This window comes from Arthrobacter sp. A5, from assembly GCF_051131705.1.
Taxonomy (GTDB): Bacteria; Actinomycetota; Actinomycetes; order Actinomycetales; family Micrococcaceae; genus Arthrobacter_M.
Window position 1 is genome coordinate 1,698,070 of sequence record NZ_CP180316.1, and the last position, 18,669, is coordinate 1,716,738.

General features: G+C 61.8%; 16 protein-coding genes and 2 pseudogenes. 9 read left to right on the forward strand and 9 right to left on the reverse strand.

What is annotated here, in order from left to right; genetic code table 11:
- Window positions 1-18 precede the first annotated feature (18 nt).
- Window positions 19-231 carry a hypothetical protein gene (locus ACLLJI_RS07795; protein ID WP_434619922.1) on the forward strand — a complete coding sequence of 71 codons (213 nt, stop codon included), beginning with the start codon at window positions 19-21 and terminating at the stop codon, window positions 229-231.
- Window positions 232-328: 97 nt separating this feature from the next.
- Window positions 329-991: pseudogene (locus ACLLJI_RS07800) on the forward strand (transcriptional regulator); the annotation flags it as partial.
- Window positions 992-1,239: 248 nt separating this feature from the next.
- On the opposite strand, the pseudogene ACLLJI_RS07805 reads toward ACLLJI_RS07800, so the two are convergent.
- The 3 genes and pseudogenes from ACLLJI_RS07805 to ACLLJI_RS07815 form a co-directional block, all read right to left on the reverse strand.
- Window positions 1,240-2,321, reverse strand: a pseudogene (locus ACLLJI_RS07805) (IS630 family transposase).
- A gap of 51 nt (window positions 2,322-2,372) precedes the next feature.
- Window positions 2,373-3,077, reverse strand: a complete 705-nt coding sequence (locus ACLLJI_RS07810) for a class II glutamine amidotransferase (RefSeq protein WP_434619925.1) — start codon at window positions 3,075-3,077, stop codon at window positions 2,373-2,375.
- A 21-nt stretch (window positions 3,078-3,098) separates the two neighbouring features.
- Window positions 3,099-4,499, reverse strand: coding sequence for a glutamate decarboxylase (locus tag ACLLJI_RS07815; protein ID WP_434619928.1), 1,401 nt, complete (start codon window positions 4,497-4,499; stop codon window positions 3,099-3,101).
- 706 nt (window positions 4,500-5,205) lie between these two features.
- Here ACLLJI_RS07815 and ACLLJI_RS07820 point away from each other — a divergent pair.
- From ACLLJI_RS07820 to ACLLJI_RS07845, 6 genes are all read left to right on the forward strand, one after another.
- Window positions 5,206-6,609 (forward strand): IS1182 family transposase, encoded by a 1,404-nt coding sequence (locus tag ACLLJI_RS07820; RefSeq protein ID WP_434621093.1) that lies wholly within the window; start codon window positions 5,206-5,208, stop codon window positions 6,607-6,609.
- Between the two features lie 436 nt (window positions 6,610-7,045).
- On the forward strand, window positions 7,046-7,330 hold the full coding sequence (locus ACLLJI_RS07825; protein ID WP_434619931.1) for a hypothetical protein: 285 nt from the start codon (window positions 7,046-7,048) through the stop codon (window positions 7,328-7,330).
- Window positions 7,331-7,567: 237 nt separating this feature from the next.
- Window positions 7,568-8,251: a maleylpyruvate isomerase family mycothiol-dependent enzyme gene (locus ACLLJI_RS07830; protein WP_434619934.1), complete on the forward strand. Its 684-nt coding sequence runs from the start codon at window positions 7,568-7,570 to the stop codon at window positions 8,249-8,251.
- A gap of 651 nt (window positions 8,252-8,902) precedes the next feature.
- Window positions 8,903-9,862 carry an alpha/beta hydrolase family protein gene (locus tag ACLLJI_RS07835; protein WP_434619936.1) on the forward strand — a complete coding sequence of 320 codons (960 nt, stop codon included), beginning with the start codon at window positions 8,903-8,905 and terminating at the stop codon, window positions 9,860-9,862.
- Between the two features lie 253 nt (window positions 9,863-10,115).
- Window positions 10,116-10,565, forward strand: a complete 450-nt coding sequence (locus ACLLJI_RS07840; protein ID WP_434619939.1) for an iron chaperone — start codon at window positions 10,116-10,118, stop codon at window positions 10,563-10,565.
- Between the two features lie 743 nt (window positions 10,566-11,308).
- The gene (locus ACLLJI_RS07845; protein ID WP_434619941.1) at window positions 11,309-11,707 is read left to right on the forward strand and encodes a hypothetical protein; all 399 of its coding nucleotides are present in this window, start codon (window positions 11,309-11,311) and stop codon (window positions 11,705-11,707) included.
- A 28-nt stretch (window positions 11,708-11,735) separates the two neighbouring features.
- On the opposite strand, the gene ACLLJI_RS07850 is transcribed toward ACLLJI_RS07845, so the two are convergent.
- From ACLLJI_RS07850 to ACLLJI_RS07860, 3 genes are all read right to left on the reverse strand, one after another.
- Window positions 11,736-12,356, reverse strand: a complete 621-nt coding sequence (locus ACLLJI_RS07850; RefSeq protein WP_434619943.1) for a hypothetical protein — start codon at window positions 12,354-12,356, stop codon at window positions 11,736-11,738.
- A 40-nt stretch (window positions 12,357-12,396) separates the two neighbouring features.
- Window positions 12,397-12,696 carry an alcohol dehydrogenase catalytic domain-containing protein gene (locus ACLLJI_RS07855; protein WP_434619945.1) on the reverse strand — a complete coding sequence of 100 codons (300 nt, stop codon included), beginning with the start codon at window positions 12,694-12,696 and terminating at the stop codon, window positions 12,397-12,399.
- 351 nt (window positions 12,697-13,047) lie between these two features.
- Complete coding sequence (locus ACLLJI_RS07860; RefSeq protein WP_434621352.1) at window positions 13,048-13,485, reverse strand: aldo/keto reductase; 438 nt, start codon at window positions 13,483-13,485, stop codon at window positions 13,048-13,050.
- Window positions 13,486-15,617: 2,132 nt separating this feature from the next.
- Between ACLLJI_RS07860 and ACLLJI_RS07865 the strand changes: the two genes are divergently transcribed.
- Window positions 15,618-16,268, forward strand: a complete 651-nt coding sequence (locus ACLLJI_RS07865) for a hypothetical protein (RefSeq protein ID WP_434619948.1) — start codon at window positions 15,618-15,620, stop codon at window positions 16,266-16,268.
- Between the two features lie 97 nt (window positions 16,269-16,365).
- On the opposite strand, the gene ACLLJI_RS07870 is transcribed toward ACLLJI_RS07865, so the two are convergent.
- From ACLLJI_RS07870 to ACLLJI_RS07880, 3 genes are all read right to left on the reverse strand, one after another.
- Window positions 16,366-17,061, reverse strand: coding sequence for a Fic/DOC family protein (locus ACLLJI_RS07870; RefSeq protein WP_434619951.1), 696 nt, complete (start codon window positions 17,059-17,061; stop codon window positions 16,366-16,368).
- A complete protein-coding gene (locus tag ACLLJI_RS07875) occupies window positions 17,027-17,200 on the reverse strand; it encodes an antitoxin VbhA family protein (RefSeq protein ID WP_434619954.1) in 174 nt (57 codons plus the stop codon). The genes ACLLJI_RS07870 and ACLLJI_RS07875 overlap by 35 nt, the downstream gene beginning before the upstream one ends.
- Window positions 17,201-17,385: 185 nt before the next feature.
- Entirely contained in the window at window positions 17,386-18,468 is a 1,083-nt protein-coding gene (locus ACLLJI_RS07880; protein ID WP_434616348.1) for an IS630 family transposase, read from the reverse strand.
- Between the last annotated feature and the right edge of the window lie 201 nt (window positions 18,469-18,669).

An 18,669-nucleotide genomic window follows, 5' to 3' on the forward strand; every position in this document is an offset into this window, starting at 1 on the left:
CAAGGAATAAAGTACGCCATGGCACAGATCGACAACGGTATTTACGTCGCAGGCGGCCGGGTGCGATCGGCCGCGACCCAGGAACCATTGGCGGGACGGCACAGTCAGCTGAAGCGTGCAGTTGTCATTTCCACAGAAGTGGTGAACGGCGCGTCAAAGGCATTGCAGTTGGGTGCAAATCGCGTTGGTGAGGCGTTCAATGGCGTGCTCCTGGTTCGGCTCCGACGATAATGAAGGGGACGACTTCCTCGGCCGTGCTGGTATCCGGTAGCGCACCGAGTTCGTCGAACAGACGCGTTGCCGGGCTTCGCCGCACGGAAGTTGCGACACTCGCGCCCTCAACCTCGATGACACGGAGCGTACCCACCTCTTCGACCTGGCCCGTGCGGCCGACGGTATTCCGCTATCCGGGCGTCCCCGCCGACGCTCCACGAAAAACGCCATAAGTCGTCCGAGTCTTCACTGGGTGCTCAGTACGATCACTGACGGCGTAGCGTTCGTGCGCGACCAACACCAGGACCTCCTTGCCACGAACGAGCTCGGCCGGACCTTCTATTCGCCCCTCATCGGCGACGGCGGTCGCACTCCGAACGTGGCCCGATTCCAGTTCCTCGACCCTGCATCCCGCGATTTTTATACTGATTGGGAGCTCTTCGCTGAAATGTGCGTAGCGATCATGCGCACCGAAGCCGGCCGCGACCCCAATGACAAAGTGCTCCACGACCTCGTTGGCGAGCTGTCTACGCGCAGCGACACATTCCGGCAGCTGTGGGGAGCGCACGACGTCCGGACCCGCGGGTCTGGCACAAAACGATTTAACCACCCCGTCGTCGGCGAGCTCACTCTCGCCTACGAAGAACTCAACATTACTGCCGACCCAGGGTTCGTCCTCATGATCTACACCGCCGAGCCCGGCTCGCCCAGCGCTGAGCGACTGCGGCTGCTCGCTAGCTGGGCAGCTACAGGATCCATAGCGGCCGCGGCCCGTTAGGGACGGGAAGGCGGTCATTCAGTGGAGCCGCACCTGAACGGCCCCGGCAAGGACACGACGGGGTGTTCTGTGAGCGCACCGGCTACGGATGCTGGGACGCCGCAGCGACCGGGTCCAGGTCCGCCAGAGCGAGCGGATGTGCCGGCCCAGCCACCCACGGGATAGGTACTGTGTCGGCGCAGTTGCGAGTCGATGTGGAGCAGTTCACCTGCTTCCAACAGCCGCCAGCCCGGGTCCTGATCCATCCGCTAGTGTTCCGTGTTAATGGTTTGTTTGCGTTTCATCTTGCCCAGGAGATACTCCGCTGACTTGGTCCAGGTGAATGGTTTGGCGTCCTGGTTGTAGTTCTCGATGTAGCGTTCCATGGTTTCCTCCAGCTCTTTCACGGAGCTGAATGCTCCGCGTTTGAGGCACTGGCGGGTGATGATCCCGAAGAAGATCTCCACCATGTTCAGCCAGGAACAGCTGGTCGGGGTGAAATGCAGGCTCACGCGCGGGTTTTCGGCCAGCCAGTCCTTCACGTTCTGGTGCTTATGGGTCGCATAGTTGTCGCAGATGACATGCAGCTCAACCCCGGGGTGGGCGTGGGCGACCCGGCCCAGGAAATCGACGAACTCGATGTTGGTGTGCTTTGGGTAGAAGGCGTTCGCGCTGAGTTTGCCGGTGAGAACCTCCAAGGCGGCGAACAAGGTGGTGGTGCCGTTGCGCTTGTAGTCGTGCGTCTGCTGCAGCGGGTGGGTCGGGACAGCGGCTGGTCCGGGCCGGTGCGGGACAGTGCCTGGATTTGGGTCTTCTCATCAATGCTCACCACCACCGCGTTTTCCGGCGGGGACATGTACAGGCCCACCACGTCCCGGAGCTTGGACTCCAGGGCCGGGTCGGTGGAGAATTTAAACGTCTCGATCCGATGCGGCTGGATCTTCCAACGGCGCCAGATTCGGGCCACGGACGAAAAAGAGATTCCGTGGCGTTCGGCCATGATGCGCGCGGACCAGTGCGAGATCCCCAGCTCCGCCGGCGGGTTCCCGTCATTGGTCAGGGTGTCGGCAATCAGGGCGAGTTCGTCGATCTCCCGCTCCCGGCCCGGGCGCTGGACATCGGACAGGGCCTCGATCCCGCCCTCGGCATAGCGGTTGCGCCACTTCAAAACCGTGGGCGCCGAAAACCCGGTGATCTTCTCAATCTGGACATTCGGCATCCCGTCAGCAGCCAACAAAACCGTGCGCGCCCGCAACGCCAACGTCGCAGTGGAAGAATTCCCACGAGTCAACGCTTCCAGGGCGCCCCGGTCCCCGTCGCGCAACTGAAGTGCCTTTGCCAGATAAACCATGGATCAAGTCTGACAAACAATCAGACCCAAAGGAATCAACGACACGCTACACTAGGTAGCGACGATGACGGCCGGCCGTTCCGCCAAGGCCCGGCTGTGGACCTGGATCCGGTGGCTCTTGGCCTCCAAATGCGCGCCCCCAGTGTGCCCGCCGGCGGTCCGCGCCAGGACATAGAGTTCATGCGTGGCAGGGTATCGAAGCGTCCACATCTCGGTACCGAATGCCACTATCAGGTTCAGGCTGTAGACCGGCAGATTCTCCGCGATCCAGGCCACGGCCTCCTGGATCGCGGCCGCGACGTCGCCGCCGTGGCGCCGTGTCTCGGCGGCGATGAGCGCAAACTTGCGTTCGCTGTCGGTCTGCCCGAGGACCAGGTCCCGGCTGCCGAGCTCGTCGAGTCTGCCATCAAGGACTTCAGGCCCCCCAAAGGCACCGTTATGGGCGGACAGGCGTCCGTCCTGTTCGAAGGGATGCGTGTTGACCGAGGTGTGTGCTCCCGTGCTCGCGTAGCGGACGTGGGCGAGGAAGGTGGTGCCTTCCAGCTCCCGTGCGGCCCGGGCAAAAACGCGATCCTGCCAGGCCGCCATCGGCGGTTTGGTCACCTGTGGGGACCCATCGCGGTCGAACACGCCGATGCCGGTGCCGTCGGGCTCCCGGTGACTCTGCACGCTCAGGCTGTCCGGGGCCTTCAGCAGCCAAAAGGGCGCTTTAGCGGGGGTGGTGCCTGCGTGCATACCAAACAACCGGCACATCATTGGCCTCCCTTTCTCTGGCAGTCAGTGGTGGAACGCGGCGCTGTGGCCTGTTGCCGGCATCGTTCCGTCCATCGCGTCGAGGTAGGCGACCGCCTTTTGTAGGTCGGCCAGGAAACTGCCGGCAAGGTCGCGCGTGAAGCCGTTCCGGACGACGATCCGTTGGACCGTGATGACGGAAAGGGCATCCGGCATCGGATAGGCCGGCACCAGCCAGCCGCTCATGCGCAGCCGTTCGGAAAGGTGGTGCAGGTTCCAGTATGACGGTGTATCCGTCCTTGAGCTGCCAGGCGAAGACGGGGATGTCAGAGCCGTCGCTCCAAAGCTGGAAGGGCGCCATGCTGCAGATCTCACCTGATAGATAGAGGGCCACGTCCCTTGAGGCGGACTGCACGTCCGGTACCCCTCGAAGCCGAGCCTGAGGAAGAGGTAATACTGCATCAGCACCTGGGCCCCGGGGCGGGAAAAGTTCAAGGCAAAGGTGGGCATGTCCCCGCCCAGGTAGCTGACCTTGAACACCAGGTCTTCGGGCAGCCGGTCCTCGCTGCGCCAGACAATCCAGCCCAGTCCTGGATACACCAGGCCATACTCGTGGCCGGAGGTGTTGATGGAGGCAACGCGTTTGAGCCGGAAGTCCCATTCGATCTGCGGCTGCAGAAACGGCGCGATCATCGCACCCGATGCGCCGTCCACGTGGATCGGGACGTCCAGCCCAGTGCGTGCCTGGATCGCGTCCAGCGCCGCCGCGATCTGCTGGACTGGCTCGTACAGGCCGGTGTAGGTGACGCCCGTGATGGCCACCACGCCGATGGTGTTCTCATCCACATACCGGTCCAGGTCGTGGCCATCGAAGACCCGCTGCTCCTGCGAAAGGGGGACGAAGCGCGCCTCGACATCCCAGTAATTGCAGAACTTTTCCGAGCACACCTGCACGGCGGAACTGAGCACCAGATTTGGTCGGTCTGCCGGCTTCCCCGCTGCCTTCCGGAGATGCTGCCAGCGCCGCTTGAGCGCCAGCCCGCCGAGCAAGCACGCCTCGGATGAACCGATCGTGGACGTGCCGATGGCCTCGGGCGGGTCCGGCGCGTTCCAAAGATCGGCCAGCATCCGCCAGCAGCGGGTCTCAATGGCCGCGGTCTGGGGATATTCATCCTTATCGATCATGTTCTTGTCCGCGGCTTCGGCGTAGAGCCGCTTTGCCGGCTCGTCCATCCACGTGCCAACAAACGTGGCCAGGTTCAGCCGGGCATTGCCGTCTAGCATGGACTCGTCGTGGACCACCTGATAGGCGGTCTCCGGCAGGGACTCTCCGTCCGGAAGGACGAACCGGGGAAACTCCGTCGCCTCGCCCGGCCTGCTGAACAGGGGATTGAGTCCAACCGCCGTGTTTGACTCCTCTTTCGGGGAACCGTGCCCGGTCTGCATTTCGAAACTCCCTGGTCTGTCTGATGATGGCGTGCTGATTGCGGCCGGCATCATCGGCATAGGTGCCCTGATCCACGCAGCCCCGGCCGTCGTCGTCGTTATCCGTCTCGCCGGTGGGGGCGCCGGAGCAGCAGTTGGCAGCATTGACTGGTTCAGCGCCGGGGGGCGTCCCTGTCTTCCTCGACTTGGACGCCGCCGAGGCTCGATCTCCAAAGCGATTCGCGTCACGAGCTGGGGCGGACACGTCGGTGAGCCCTTCAGAGTCATTGAGGTATTCGATGTCAACGCACCGGTTCCCGCCGGGGGAGTTCGGGCAAAACCGCACGGATGGTGTCGGGGCAGATTTCCATGACTTCGGCGGAAGTGGCCGTCAGCGCGCCATCAATTGGCGCTATTTCAGTGGAGGAGTGCGATGCATTGAGAACCTGGATTAGGGGCACGCTCAGGTTCTGGCACTATCCGCAGAGGAACGGGTGAAGTTCGCCCGGCCCTGACGTGTCATAAAGTGCGCAAATCGCGTCTAGGTGCGTGGGTCAGTAGTCCGTCCTAGTTTTAAAACGCCGGCGAATTATTTAAAACGCCGGCGGATTAGCCGGGCTGCCGGATGTGGGGCTGGGAGAATTGGGGTATGGATGCCGGTTCCCAGGATGGTTTGTTCGCCGAGTCGCTCGTGGGGCCCCTCGTGCCTCCGGCCGTTGATGAGCCGATGGATGCCAACGGCGGGGCCAGGAAGCGGTTCCGGGGGTTTGAACCCGAGGCGGTGATGCTGGTCCCGCCGTCACTGGATGAGTGGCTGCCGCAAAACCATCTGGCCCGGTTCATTGCCGAAATGGTGGACACGGAGCTGGACCTGGCCCGCTTCTACAAGTCCTATGCGAAGGCCAAGGGCCAGCCGCCGTATGATCCGCGCCTGATGCTGCGCATCGTCCTGTACGGATATTGTGTCGGGGTCCGCTCCTCGCGGGAGTTGGAGCGGGCATGTACGGATGTGGTCGCGTTCCGGTGGCTGGCCGCGCAGCAGGCCCCTGATTTCCGCTCGATCGCCCGTTTCCGCGAACGCCACCTCGCGGCCCTGGCGAACGTGTTCCTCCAGGCCCTGGAACTGTGCCGGGCCGCGGGTATGGTCTCCCTGGGCAGGGTGGCCCTGGACGGGACGAAGGTGCGGGCCAACGCGTCCCGGCACAAGGCCATGAGCTATGCCCGGTTGAGCGCGAAGCAGAAGGTCCTGGCCGATGAGATCAGCGACCTGATGGAAGAGGCGAAGACCGTCGACGCGGCCGAGGACGCCCGCTTCGGGCCGGGCACTCGCGGGGACGAACTCCCCGCGGAGCTGGCGAACAGGCGGGCCCGGGCCGCGGCGATGGCCACGGCCCGTGCCTCACTGGAGGAAGAAGCCGCTGCCAAGGCCCGCCAGCTCGCGGAAGAGAAGGCCCGGTCCCGCGGCGATGATGACGAGGACATCACCGCTGCCGGCGACACTGCCGCTGCGAAGGCCGAGCCGAAGCCCACGGCGCAACGGAACTTCACGGACCCGGACGCGCGGATCATGAAAACCGCGGATGGTTCATACCATTACTGCTACAACGGCCAGGCCGTCGTGGATGCTGACCACCAGGTAATTGTTGCCACCAGATTGAACAACGTGGCCGTGGATGTGCAGCAGCTGGCCCCCATGATCGAACACACGGCTGTCTCTGTAGGTGCAATGCCCACGACGTGGAGTGCCGACGCCGGGTATTGCTCGGCAGCCAACCTCGAGCACGTCAAAGACGTTGAAACGGCTCATTCAACCGAGTTCTTCATCTCCACCCGACGCATGAAACACGGTACGCCGATTCCCGAGTCGCCCCGGGGCAGGATCCCGGCCAACGCGAGCCTGGCAGAACGGATGGGACGGAAACTCAAAACCAAGAAGGGCAAGAAAATTTATGCCCGGCGCAAAGCGATCGTTGAACCGGTCTTCGGCCAGATCAAGACCCGGCAGGGCAAAAACGTGCTCCTGCGCGGCATGGAGAAGGCAGCGCGTGAGTGGGAGTTGCTGGCAGGGTGCCACAACCTAATGAAGCTCTTCAGCCACCGCACCCGGGCGGCCTCCCTGGCGCGGATGTAGAACGGGGGCCGGCAACGGGGCAGCCCCGGGACGCCAACGGCGGCTCTTCACACCTCGCTGAACGATCCCTCGGGGCGGGGGCGCCTCCTTCAAAGGAAATTATTACCGGCATCAGGATTCATCGGCTGCCACGCCGCCGAACATCAAACGGCTAAAACCACTACCGACCCATGCACCTAGCTGGAAATCCCGGCGGCGTCAGACCCGTCCGGCGAAAGACCCCGTTCGGCGTTCGGCTCGTTCTTGGCGGCATAGGGTGAGCATGTCTTCATTGACGAGAAGGCCAGCGGTACGAGATGTCCGCGGCAGGTTGGTGCCCGCGGCCGTTGAATCACGCTGAGCCCGCCATCCGAGCGAAGAGAAAAGGTACTCCATGTCAGCCACCCCGCCCGGCGGAGCGCAGACTTACCCCGGTCCTTCATCGGATGAACCGCCAATGACGTTCGGGCAATTCCGTTGGTATATGGAAGGTGTTCAGCATGCCCGTGATGCAACCCTGTTCGGTGTTCTGGGCATCCTGACGCTTGGAATCGTGTTCGGCCCTCTTGCCCTATCACAGGCCAGAAAGGCCGAGCTTTATGGAATCGATGCCAAGACCGGCAGGGTGCTTGGGTGGATCGCTATTGGTTGGTTCTGCCTGGGCGCGTTGTTCTTCATTGCGTACTTGATCTTCTTCTTCACCTTCGTCATGCAGGCCATCCTGCACCGCCAAGGAAGTTGAGCTAACTCCAAGGTGACCCGTCGAGAAGCGTCCGCCAACGGTTCGTCCCATGGGACAGCTGGCGGATTCTAAACTAGGCGCGCTCCCGACCGTCCGGCATCACGGTAGCGCCGTGAGCTGACCTAATGATTCTTCCTTCGACTAAGGCCCCAACCAGGCGCCAACTTCTGCCTGAAAGCATCTGTAAGGGCGGCGTAGAATTGAAGCCACGAAAACGGAATAGAGGAAACTGGCGTTATGGCAAAATCTTCTGACGGTAACCTTTGGGCTCTCGCGCATGCTGAGCGCGCCGCTCTGGCGGAGGACTTAGCGGGCCTCAGCCCGGAGCAGTGGCATCACGACACGCTATGTGGGCAGTGGGATGTTGAGCAAGTCGTCGCGCATCTGACTGCCGCGGCGAGCCTGAACCAGTGGCAGTGGCTGCGCAGCATGCTCGGTGCCCGTTTCCGGCCAGATGTGCACAACCAGCGCCGGCTACAGGAGCACCACGGTAACACCTCGGCCGAGACCCTGGACCTGTTTCGCGCCGTCATCAATAGCAGCATTGCACCGTCCTCCGATATTCCGGCCTACCTGGGGGAAGTTGTCGTGCACGCCCAAGATATTCGCCACGCACTGGGGCTTCCCCATACTCCGAGCATTGATGCATTGACACCCGTCGCGGAGTTCTACGCACGCCGCAACTTCACGGTTGCCAGCCGCACGCACGCTGCAGGCCTCCAGCTGAGGGCAGATGACGGGGCCTTCACAGCGGGTACGGGATCGCTGGTTACCGGGCCAACCGTTGCCTTGGTGATGACGATGGCCGGTCGCGTTCCTTACCTTGAATACCTCCAAGGCCCGGGCGTGCCGACGCTTCGGGCACGCCTCGACAGCATCGCACCTGAACCGCCCCGGCGGCAGGATGACAACGTGTCCTAGCTGCGCCTGATCTCTGGAACGTGGAGGCTGTGCGTACATGGGACGTGTATGACGCCAGAAGGCGAGGGCACACGTCGTCGTTCTGTGTCCTGGAATCCTTGCTTTCCTGCGGGCAAGAGTAGATCCGTTGGTTATGGCTTTTCGGGGTAAGCGCTTTCGGGTTTAATGGCGCTGGGGTCGCCCTGCAGCGATCCACATGACGCCGCCAAGGAAACTGCCGAGGACCAGAATCAGTAGCCATACTTCTTTTGGAAACGTCCGCATTTCACTCTCGTCCGTCCGGGAAAAGTCGACCAGACTGTAGCCCCAAACGCTCAGCGTTACAAGGAGCACTAAGACCGGGAGCCAAACCATGACTAAAGGATTTTCCATATAAACATTATGTGCCTGATTCATGAGAATCCGGGGCACTCCTAAGGTTTCCTGCTGCCGTTGTTCGTGTCCATAAAATGATCGTGGACGGGGCCGTGGGCATACAGGGGGCGCCGGCGTCAGGACTTCGCAACGTGGCCGTCCCATGCGGTATCGCCCAGAAGGAACTGGGCGGCGGACTTGCAAGAGCGGTATTCACAAGCCAGGCAGGAGCGTGCACCTGCCTGGCTTGCGTGCGGAAGGCTTGTGCCGTTGGAGCTTCGCAGTGAGACTGTGACCATGGTGAGCACTGTTGACGTTTCCTGGGAGTTGGATGGCATCACGATGGAAGGCACGGTGGTCCTTCCCGATGGTGATGGGCCGTTCCCCGCGGTGGTCCTTGTCGCCGGCAGCGGTCCCACCGACCGGGATTGGTGTTCGCCGTTGCTTCCGGGCAGCAACGGGAGCGGCCGGCTGTTCGCGGAGGCGTTTGCCCGTGCTGGCATCGCATCTCTGCGTTATGACAAGCGGGCGTCGGGCCCGCACGCCAGGGACAATGTTCCCAAGCTCATCGGGTCGCTGAGCATGCAGTCGCATTTGGACGAGCTGGCCGCGGCCGTCCAGGTGGTGTCCAGGCTGGATTTTGTCGGCTCCTCACGAGTTATCGGCCTGGGCAACAGCGAGGGCGCTCTGCATGTGCTCCACTACGCAACAAGTACCCAGGTTGTTCCCTTCGCCGGGATCGTGCTCGCGGCTCCGCCCGGCCGCCCGATCCAGGACGTGCTGTTGTCCCAACTGGCTCTTCAATCTGCCCAGTTTCCTGGAGGGGCCGAGCTGATGCCCAAGGTTCGGGAAGCTGCCGCCCGCTACGCGGCTGGCGAGCCGATGAATCCGGATCCAGCCCTGCCCGACAGTGTGAAGATGGTCCTGTCCAGCCTCGAGACTCCGGCGAACCTCGCGTTCGCCCGTGAGCTGTGGGTCGAATCCACGACTGACTCGCTTGGAAAAACCCAGATTCCCACGCTGGTGCTGATCGGCGGGAGTGACGTTCAGATTGATATGCACGCCGACGGCGATCCGCTTCAGGAGGCCGCCGCTGGGATGTCGAACGTGACCTTCGCGTTCCCGCCCAACGCAAATCATGTGTTCAAGGAAGACATGCGCAGCCCTGCCGAAGTCGCCGCGTCACCAGGGAATGGATACAACGATCCGGATACGCATCTGGACCCGGAAAGCCTGGAGATGATCATGGCTGGCTGAGAAAGGCGGTGGATACGACGGCGTCCCGCACCTGGTGCGCAGCGTGTGACGCGGGGCAGAGCGGTGCGATGACGAAGCCCCACACCTGGACTTTGTGTGTCCAAAGCTGCATCCCGGGAGCGCAAGGGCGAACGGTGCACTCAGGGGCCGCGATCCGAGCAGGAATGGAGAAGCACCCAAGCGTGGCCTGGCATAGCCTGTTCACAGAAGGCGGCGGCGTCCAGCACCGCGCATCACAAAGGGAGAGCGAAGAATGCCCACGAAGAATGACAAGTCCGATTCCGTCGGCTTCTCAGTAGCGGAGCATGCCGCGATGAAGGAGCGCGCTGCGGAGTTGCGTGCCGAGGGTAAGCAGGGCGCCAAGAAGGCGGATGGGCTGCAGGCGGTCCTGGACAGCATCGCGAAAATGGCACCGGAAGATCGCGTGCTCGCCGAGCGCGTGCACGTGTCGGTGACTGAGAATGCCCCGGGGCTGTCGCCGAAGACCTGGTACGGGATGCCGGCCTACGCGAACGAGGACGGCAAGGTCGTTTTCTGCTTCAAGAACGCGGGCAAGTTCAACACCCGCTACTCGACCCTGGAGTTCCAGGATGCAGCACACCTCGACGCCGGCGAAATCTGGCCCGTGTCGTACGCGCTGGAAAAATGGAGCCCGGTGGTGGAGAAGCAGATTGCTGAATTGGTGAAGGCCGCGATCTCCTGACAACGCCGTCACCGCAGGGTCAGGAGGGCAACCCATACCGCTTCGTCGGACTGCCGGACCGCAGCTGGCTGCGTAGGGCAGGGGGTCATCGACAGCTGGGTGCCCGCAGGAGAACCGCCGGCGGGACGATGCCCTCAGGTGGATACTTCCACGCGAAGCCGTGTCGTCGATGGAGCGCGCTCCGCCACCGGAAACACCGATCGAGACTTATCGACGGGCGCGGCCTGCTGTGCCCCGCCCGATGTACATACCGGGACGCTTGCGAAAGGGATGGATCGGCTCTGCCGTCGTGCCTGAACTCATCGCCGCAGGTTATCAGATCATCGGGCTCGCTCCGATGACGCGGCTGCGGCGTTAACGAGGGCGGGCGCCGAAGTGTGGCGCGGCAGTCTTGATGACCTCGACAGTCTGCAGTCGGCTGCGGAGGCTTCGACGGCGTCATCCACCTCGCCTTCAAGCACGACTTCTCCGACTATGCTGGCGCCGGACGCACGGAGCGCGCCGCCATCGAAACGCTCGGTAAGGCACTTGAGGGCTCAGGCCGGCTGCTGCTCTTCGCATCTGGCGTCGCCATCGTCGTTCCTGGCCGCGTACTGACCGAGCTCGACGCGACTCCGATGGGTGGACCCGATGCGCCTCGCGGCGGGAGCGAGCAACTCGCGCTCGAGTAGGCCGAACGCGGCGTGCACTCCGTCAGCCTGCGATTCGCCCCGACGGTACACGGAGAAGGCGACCACGGCCTCGTGTCGACTCTCGTGCGCGTCGCGCGCGAGAAGGGCACCTCCGGCTACGTCGGGGACGGATCCAATCGCTGGCCCTCAGTGCACCGACTCGATGCCGCCCGCGTGGTGCGGCTGGCGCTCGAGAAGGCGCCGGCCTGCTCCGTCGTGCACGCAGTGGCCGAGGAGGGCATCCCGACCCGGGACATCGCTGAGGTCATCGGCCGCCATCTGGATGTTCCGGTCGTGTCAGTCGCACCCGAGGATGCCGCCGAGCACTTCGGCTGGATCGGCGCCTTCTTCGCTCTTAACGTCCACGCATCGAGCGCGTTCACGCAGCAGCTGCTCGGTTCGACCCCCACCCACCCCGGGCTCCTTGACAACCTGGAGGCGGGGTACTACTTCCACACTGCATCGGCTTGAGATGAACGGCAAAGCGCCATCGAAAAGCTCATAATGAGACGACCACATTCTTGGCTGACACGCCTTTGAGTTGGGCCTCGAGCCCGGCTTGGACGGACTCGAGCCCCTGTCCGACGACGTACGGGTCCGGGGCTGCGATGTAGCTGCCGTCTGCGAGAGCCTGCGGCAGGAAGTCGTCGTAGATGATTTTGCTGAGCTCGTTTTTCTTCAAGTCGGAGCCGTAGATGAACTTGGTGTGAATGCCCCTGCGACGGCACCTCACCCGCAGCGCCACGTTCGAGGACACAAGCCGAAGAAGGATGGCAGGAAGCCGCAAGCCCCTGCCGCTGCTGTCGGCGAGCTTTTCAAACGAGACCGGCGTACTGGCCATGGAGATGACCTTCCTGCCAGCGCAGGCCTGGGCTATATCAGCACAACGCTCGGCAGATCCCTTCCCCACGGCCAGCGCACCGGCGAGCGTTTTTCCCTGGAAAGCGGCGACAATGTCCTGCACGGCGCCCGCGCTCCTGAAGTCGAAGATCTGGCATGCTCCGAGCTTGATGACGTAGTCGTAGTTTTTTGGCCAAGCAGTGGTGATGACCTCGTAGCCGGCGGCGACGGCGAGCTGAATGGCATTGCTGCCAACGCTCGTCGAACCACCCCAGATCATAAGAGTCTTACCTGTACGTGTTGGGTTCACCAAGGGATACTCAAGGGCCAAATGGTCCTTTTGGAAGAGACCACGCAGCAGTGGACAGGCCCAAAAGAATGACAGCGGCATTCCCGTACGGCATAGTGGTCGGGACCGGCGCCGCCAACCCGGCAAGGAGAACGGTATAGGCCTGAAAGGCGCCTTCCGCCGAGGAGTTGTAGTCCTTATCCGCTCCCACAGCAAGACCGAGAACCCGGTCGCCGACCTTGAAACGAGTGACACTCGTCCCGACCTCAACGACCTCGCCCGCGACATCCTCGCCCAGGATAAAGGGTATCTGATCCAGGGTAGATGACATTGCCGGCGAGCTGAAGTATCCAATCGACGGGGTTGACGGCCACTGCATGGTTCTTGACCACAATCTGGTCCTCATCAGGGCGCGTGTACGGAGCGGTTTCGACCTCCAGTTTGGCATGCTTCGGCCCAAGCCAGGCCGCCGTGTTCATAGGCATTTAGGTACATCCTCATCGTTTAGTGGTTGACAATGCCTGAGAAGTGACGGGCGACAGGTCACCCGGTGAGGGATCGGCATCCAGTACGTCGTCCGATGTCCTCAGACAACGTCGCCAGTTGCGCGATTCCCCTGATCGGTGAGTCGATGACCAGAACAAGGGCGCCGACCAGTTCCGCGATTCCATCGTTCAGAACCCTAGACACCCTTCTCAAGTTCGGCGATGTCGTCGTCGGAAAGGGTGACGTCGGCGATCTTCATATTCTGTTCCAGATGCGCGAGTCTTGATGTGCCCGGGAACAGCAGCACGTTGTCGCGGCGCGCCAGAAGCCACCGCAGCCCGACTTGGGCGGGCGAAGCGCCGACTCGCTCGGCAACGCCCCGCACGGCAGCATTCTCCGTAACCTTCGGCAGGCCCGGGAAGGCGGAGCCGAGCGGGAAGTACGGCACGTAGGCGATACCGGAGTCGTGACAGAGATCCAGAACGTCGCCGTCGCGTTGGTCGACTAGGCTGAACGCGTTCTGCGCGCAGACGATGTCCGCCTGCGCGATGGCCTGCTTGACCTGAGCGCGGGTGCCGGTGGAGATGCCGACGCCGGCGATCTTGCCCTCGTCGCGCAGCCGTGTCGATGTGATTGACGCCGAGCTCGACCGCCCGCCGCAGCACCCCTATAGCCTCGTCATGATCGCGCGGCGGCCCTGTAACGCGGGGGCCAGGGAGTTGCATCGCACCGAAGCCGATGCGGTGAACACGGAAGGGGCCGAAAGCGTGGGTATCCATACGCCCCGAGGTTCGCACCCCCAACGGTCGGGGACCTCTATGGAACGTCGGACAGTAGGTCGTCCCATCGAGCGAATCATTTTCTTGCTCGTGTCTGATACGGATCCACAATCAAGCTGGTGAGTGTCCCACTCAGGGTTCCCCTTTCGGGCTGGGCGGCGGCGCAGACGGCTTTGAACATGCCGTGCAGTCGAGTTGGAACAATGACTCGACGGCCAATCGCGTGATGCGCAGGACGAAGCGGACCGCGACTACCCAGATCAACGGCAGTAGGCTGCGAACATGGCGGATCCAGGTGCTCCCAAACGGCTTGAACCAAGAATGACCAGTGGTAGCTTTCGGTTCTCGTTGTGGGCCGTTGTCGGCCTGGTCCGTCTGGCTGCCGCCTTATTCAGCGGGATTCTCCTTGGACGCCTGATCCGCGTCCGTCGCGTCGACATGCCGTTTTGGGATGAGGAAGATGCCCAGCGGGACGATTGGGACCGCAGGGGCGGCAACTGTAGCCCGGGCAGCCAGAGCCGTCGACGGACTTAATCCGTGAAGATCGTCAGTGGCACTGAAAGGTTCGGTCCTCGATGTGGATGGCCTGCGGTCATGTCGGATGCTGCCCAGCTCCCGATGGACGATTGGAACGATTTCCAAGCCTGAAGGGGGATGATCATGATGATGATCGGGGGAGTGCTGCTGAACCGCGGTCCGGTCGCTGACATCTGTATGTCTTCGCGGGTTGCTGTCGGAGTGCAAAAAGAGGGAGTGCACAATGTGCACACTTTGGGCGTCGCATCGGTTCGTACTGCTGGCAGACTGCTTCGGTTTCGTTATGTTTACGCGGCTTCCCAATGTTTGCAGGGGTTGGGAGCCGGTTCGAGTCCCACCTCGGGCACAAGTGTTTCCGCAGGTCAGAGGCGTTTTTCTCTGAAATTAGTGCTTTCCGTGTGCACAATGTGCACACTCCAGCCTCCGACCTGGTTCTCCGGGGTGTGTGGGTTCCCGGAGGCCCGTATTCGGTTGTGGGGGAGTGGGCTCAGTCCGGTGGGCCGGGTCCTGCTTGGACGGGCTTCTTCTGGGAGTTCATCCTTCATTGTCCTTTCCCTTTGGTTTTTTCGTCTTCACCAGTTCATGGCAGCTAGGGCCGGATGCAACATGACTTGCTGATTACTTTTAGGCCTCGCGCTATAACGACGCCCCCGAAAACTGGCCAGTCGAAAATCTTCATGAAGATCTGGCGACCGCCCTCCAAATCGCCGACGACGATCACACTCCAGAGGGCATGCTGTGGCCGGAGAATGCTCTTGTGGCTGTCGCCGCGGCGGCCGTCCGAGCCCATGCCTTGGGGCTCTTCGCATTGGAACCGTCCGATCTAATATGGGCCGCTGACGCCGTGATGTGGGCTGCCGAGAATCCACAGAGCGACGGCATGAGCTACAGCGGATCGATGTTCTCGCTGGGAGCCGATCGGGCAGCTGCCGCATCCGCGCCGCTGCTGCTCCTTGGACCGTTTGACCACATGAGCCTAGACAGACAGAGAATCGAGACTTGTCTTCGGTTGCTCGCCACGAGCACGTTCGACGAGGTACGTGCGATCTATGTCAAGGGCTGCGGCCCGGTTTGGGACATGCCATGCGACATGGACGAAGCCACCGGGCGATGCCGTCGCCATCAGTTGGCGTGGGAAGCCGCAGCTGCAGGGCTAATCGACTGCCGGCTAGGACCATGGAACCAGCAGACTCGGCAAGGGGAGCCGGATCCTCTCCCGACCCCGTTCCACAAGTCACTCCCGAGCGTCCCAGGCGATGGGCTGCTAGTCAACCACCTTCGCATGACCCTTGCCTGCATTGTGGACGCTCGAAAGGTCACCTGTCTCCAAAGCCCGGTCGGAGATTTATGGGCACCGCTTTGGGGCGCCCATTCAAGGGGCCTCGCCCACTGGTGGAAGGAGGGATACGACCACCAGTCGCACATCGCCCACGAGCCAATCGCTCGGCGAATGATCGTTCTCGCCCTAGAAGGTGACCGCGACCCCATCAGATCGCACATTGAGGCATTAGCCGCTGACTCAAACGCACTTCACCTCCTCTTTGACGGATTCGCGACGGCCTTTACCTATGACGAGGATCTCCGACGATCCCTGCCCGACTTTTGGCCGTGGGCGCTGGAGATTGCCCTAAATGCCGTCGGTGATGGAACTCAAATGCGTTCCAAGCACCACTGGTTTGACTATATGACGGCGGCTTTGCTCCCCACACCGAGCCCGAGGTCATTGGACCCAGACATCGATGGAACCCTCGTTCGCTGCCGCGAAAACTGGATACAACCCGAAGCACTCGGTGAACTCGCTAACCGTTGGTTGGTCCTCGCGCGTCGTGAACCTAAAGCAGTCGATGCGGTCGTCAAGTTCGCAAAGGGCACGCCGCGTGCATGGCAGACAACCGTCGCGATGACATGGATCGAAACGATCATTGATAGGCGCTTTGATCTGGTTGCGAATCATCTGGGGCTCCTTGAGGAGTGGCTGATTGAGCTTCGTCGCGCTGGGATGCTCGTGGGCGAGGTTAGAAGTCAGTACCATCGAATTGTTGACGGGCTGGCGGCTGCGGGTGATCGCGCGGCCGTCAGGCTTCAGCAACTGGATGAATAGCACTCTGACGGCACCTGCAACGGCGGACACGGTTGGACACGGATGCCGGCGCCGTCATTCATGGAAGGGATTCCCATTAGGCGTAACTAAACGCTCTTTACGCGTTGTCTGGGGGCTTCATGGAGAGGCGTTGAAGTTCTTGAGTAGTCCACGACTCTCCCATGGGCCGTGACGGGACCGCTACGACTTTGTGGAACATTTCGATAAGCAGGGCCAGGTCACCGTCGTCCGAGCCGGCTCGCGCCGCACGGTGATTTTCCTCTCCGTGCACTGGTCGCCAATCAAGCTGCCATCCAGCTTCTAGGGCAAGACGATTCCAAAAGAGCCGTTGTGTTCGCCCGTTGCCCTCCCGAAAAGGATGCACGTAGTTGATCTTTTCGTAGTGATAAGCCATCCGCTCCACGAAGGCGGTACGGGCCAACCCCTTGAGGTGCCTCTCTGAGGCGAGTTCCTGAAAGCAGTGAATTGACGCAGTTTCGATGAAGGCCCATGGCAGGAAGAACTCTGCATCCGGTACGTTCTTCCTGACGTCCACCGTTCGGGTTTGGCCGGCCCATTCGAAGAGATCTTGGAAGAGGTGAAAATGGATCGCCTTCAGTTCGGCAAGATCGTTGGTCGGTGGCACTGGCTCATCGAGCAACTGGGTTGCGCGGACAAAAGACAGGTCAGCTTCGGCCGCAGCGAGCTCCTCGGGAGTCCTCGCCCCGACGAGATTTCGAAGGACTGCAGTTCCGGGTATGAGGTATGGATCGACGAAGTTAGGCGAGTCCATACCGGGCACGAACGCGATCAACAAGTTCGTTTGAATCAATGCGGCCGGCAATGTATGAATCGGCGTCTGCGCGGGTGGCGTCTGACACGGTCAGGCCTTCGATCTCCCCGCTGTGGATAGCAGCCTCAACAATTTCTGCACGTGCTTCAGTCACAGTCATTTCCTGCTCCTTTTCTGTTTCCACTATACGGGACCCAGGTGGATTGCCCGCGGAGGTTGATGACGCGGATGGCGTGTGGTTGACCCTTTGAGTTAGGTCTGGCCTCGGTCGTGATTGCAGTGCTGAACGGCCTAGTGGGGCCGCAGCTATCGCCGAAGAATTCTGGCTCATCCGAACCTAGAAGACTAGTGTTCCGTGTTAATGGTTTGTTTGCGTTTCATCTTGCCCAGGAGATACTCCGCTGACTTGGTCCAGGTGAATGGTTTGGCGTCCTGGTTGTAGTTCTCGATGTAGCGTTCCATGGTTTCCTCCAGCTCTTTCACGGAGCTGAATGCTCCGCGTTTGAGGCACTGGCGGGTGATGATCCCGAAGAAGATCTCCACCATGTTCAGCCAGGAACAGCTGGTCGGGGTGAAATGCAGGCTCACGCGCGGGTTTTCGGCCAGCCAGTCCTTCACGTTCTGGTGCTTATGGGTCGCATAGTTGTCGCAGATGACATGCAGCTCAACCCCGGGGTGGGCGTGGGCGACCCGGCTCAGGAAATCGACGAACTCGATGTTGGTGTGCTTTGGGTAGAAGGCGTTCGCGCTGAGTTTGCCGGTGAGAACCTCCAAGGCGGCGAACAAGGTGGTGGTGCCGTTGCGCTTGTAGTCGTGCGTCTGCTGCAGCGGGTGGGTCGGGGACAGCGGCTGGTCCGGGCCGGTGCGGGACAGTGCCTGGATTTGGGTCTTCTCATCAATGCTCACCACCACCGCGTTTTCCGGCGGGGACATGTACAGGCCCACCACGTCCCGGAGCTTGGACTCCAGGGCCGGGTCGGTGGAGAATTTAAACGTCTCGATCCGATGCGGCTGGATCTTCCAACGGCGCCAGATTCGGGCCACGGACGAAAAAGAGATTCCGTGGCGTTCGGCCATGATGCGCGCGGACCAGTGCGAGATCCCCAGCTCCGCCGGCGGGTTCCCGTCATTGGTCAGGGTGTCGGCAATCAGGGCGAGTTCGTCGATCTCCCGCTCCCGGCCCGGGCGCTGGACATCGGACAGGGCCTCGATCCCGCCCTCGGCATAGCGGTTGCGCCACTTCAAAACCGTGGGCGCCGAAAACCCGGTGATCTTCTCAATCTGGACATTCGGCATCCCGTCAGCAGCCAACAAAACCGTGCGCGCCCGCAACGCCAACGTCGCAGTGGAAGAATTCCCACGAGTCAACGCTTCCAGGGCGCCCCGGTCCCCGTCGCGCAACTGAAGTGCCTTTGCCAGATAAACCATGGATCAAGTCTGACAAACAATCAGACCCAAAGGAATCAACGACACGCTACACTAGGTCATTCTCGGGTGAGAAGCGTCGTAGGGGAGCGGCCGGGAAGTGCAAGGGTTGGCTCATGTCCAGTCCTACACCTAAATGTCGCGCCCTCAAGATACTCTCCACCTCATGACAGTCGATTCAGTAATTGCAGAAGCTCTCGTACG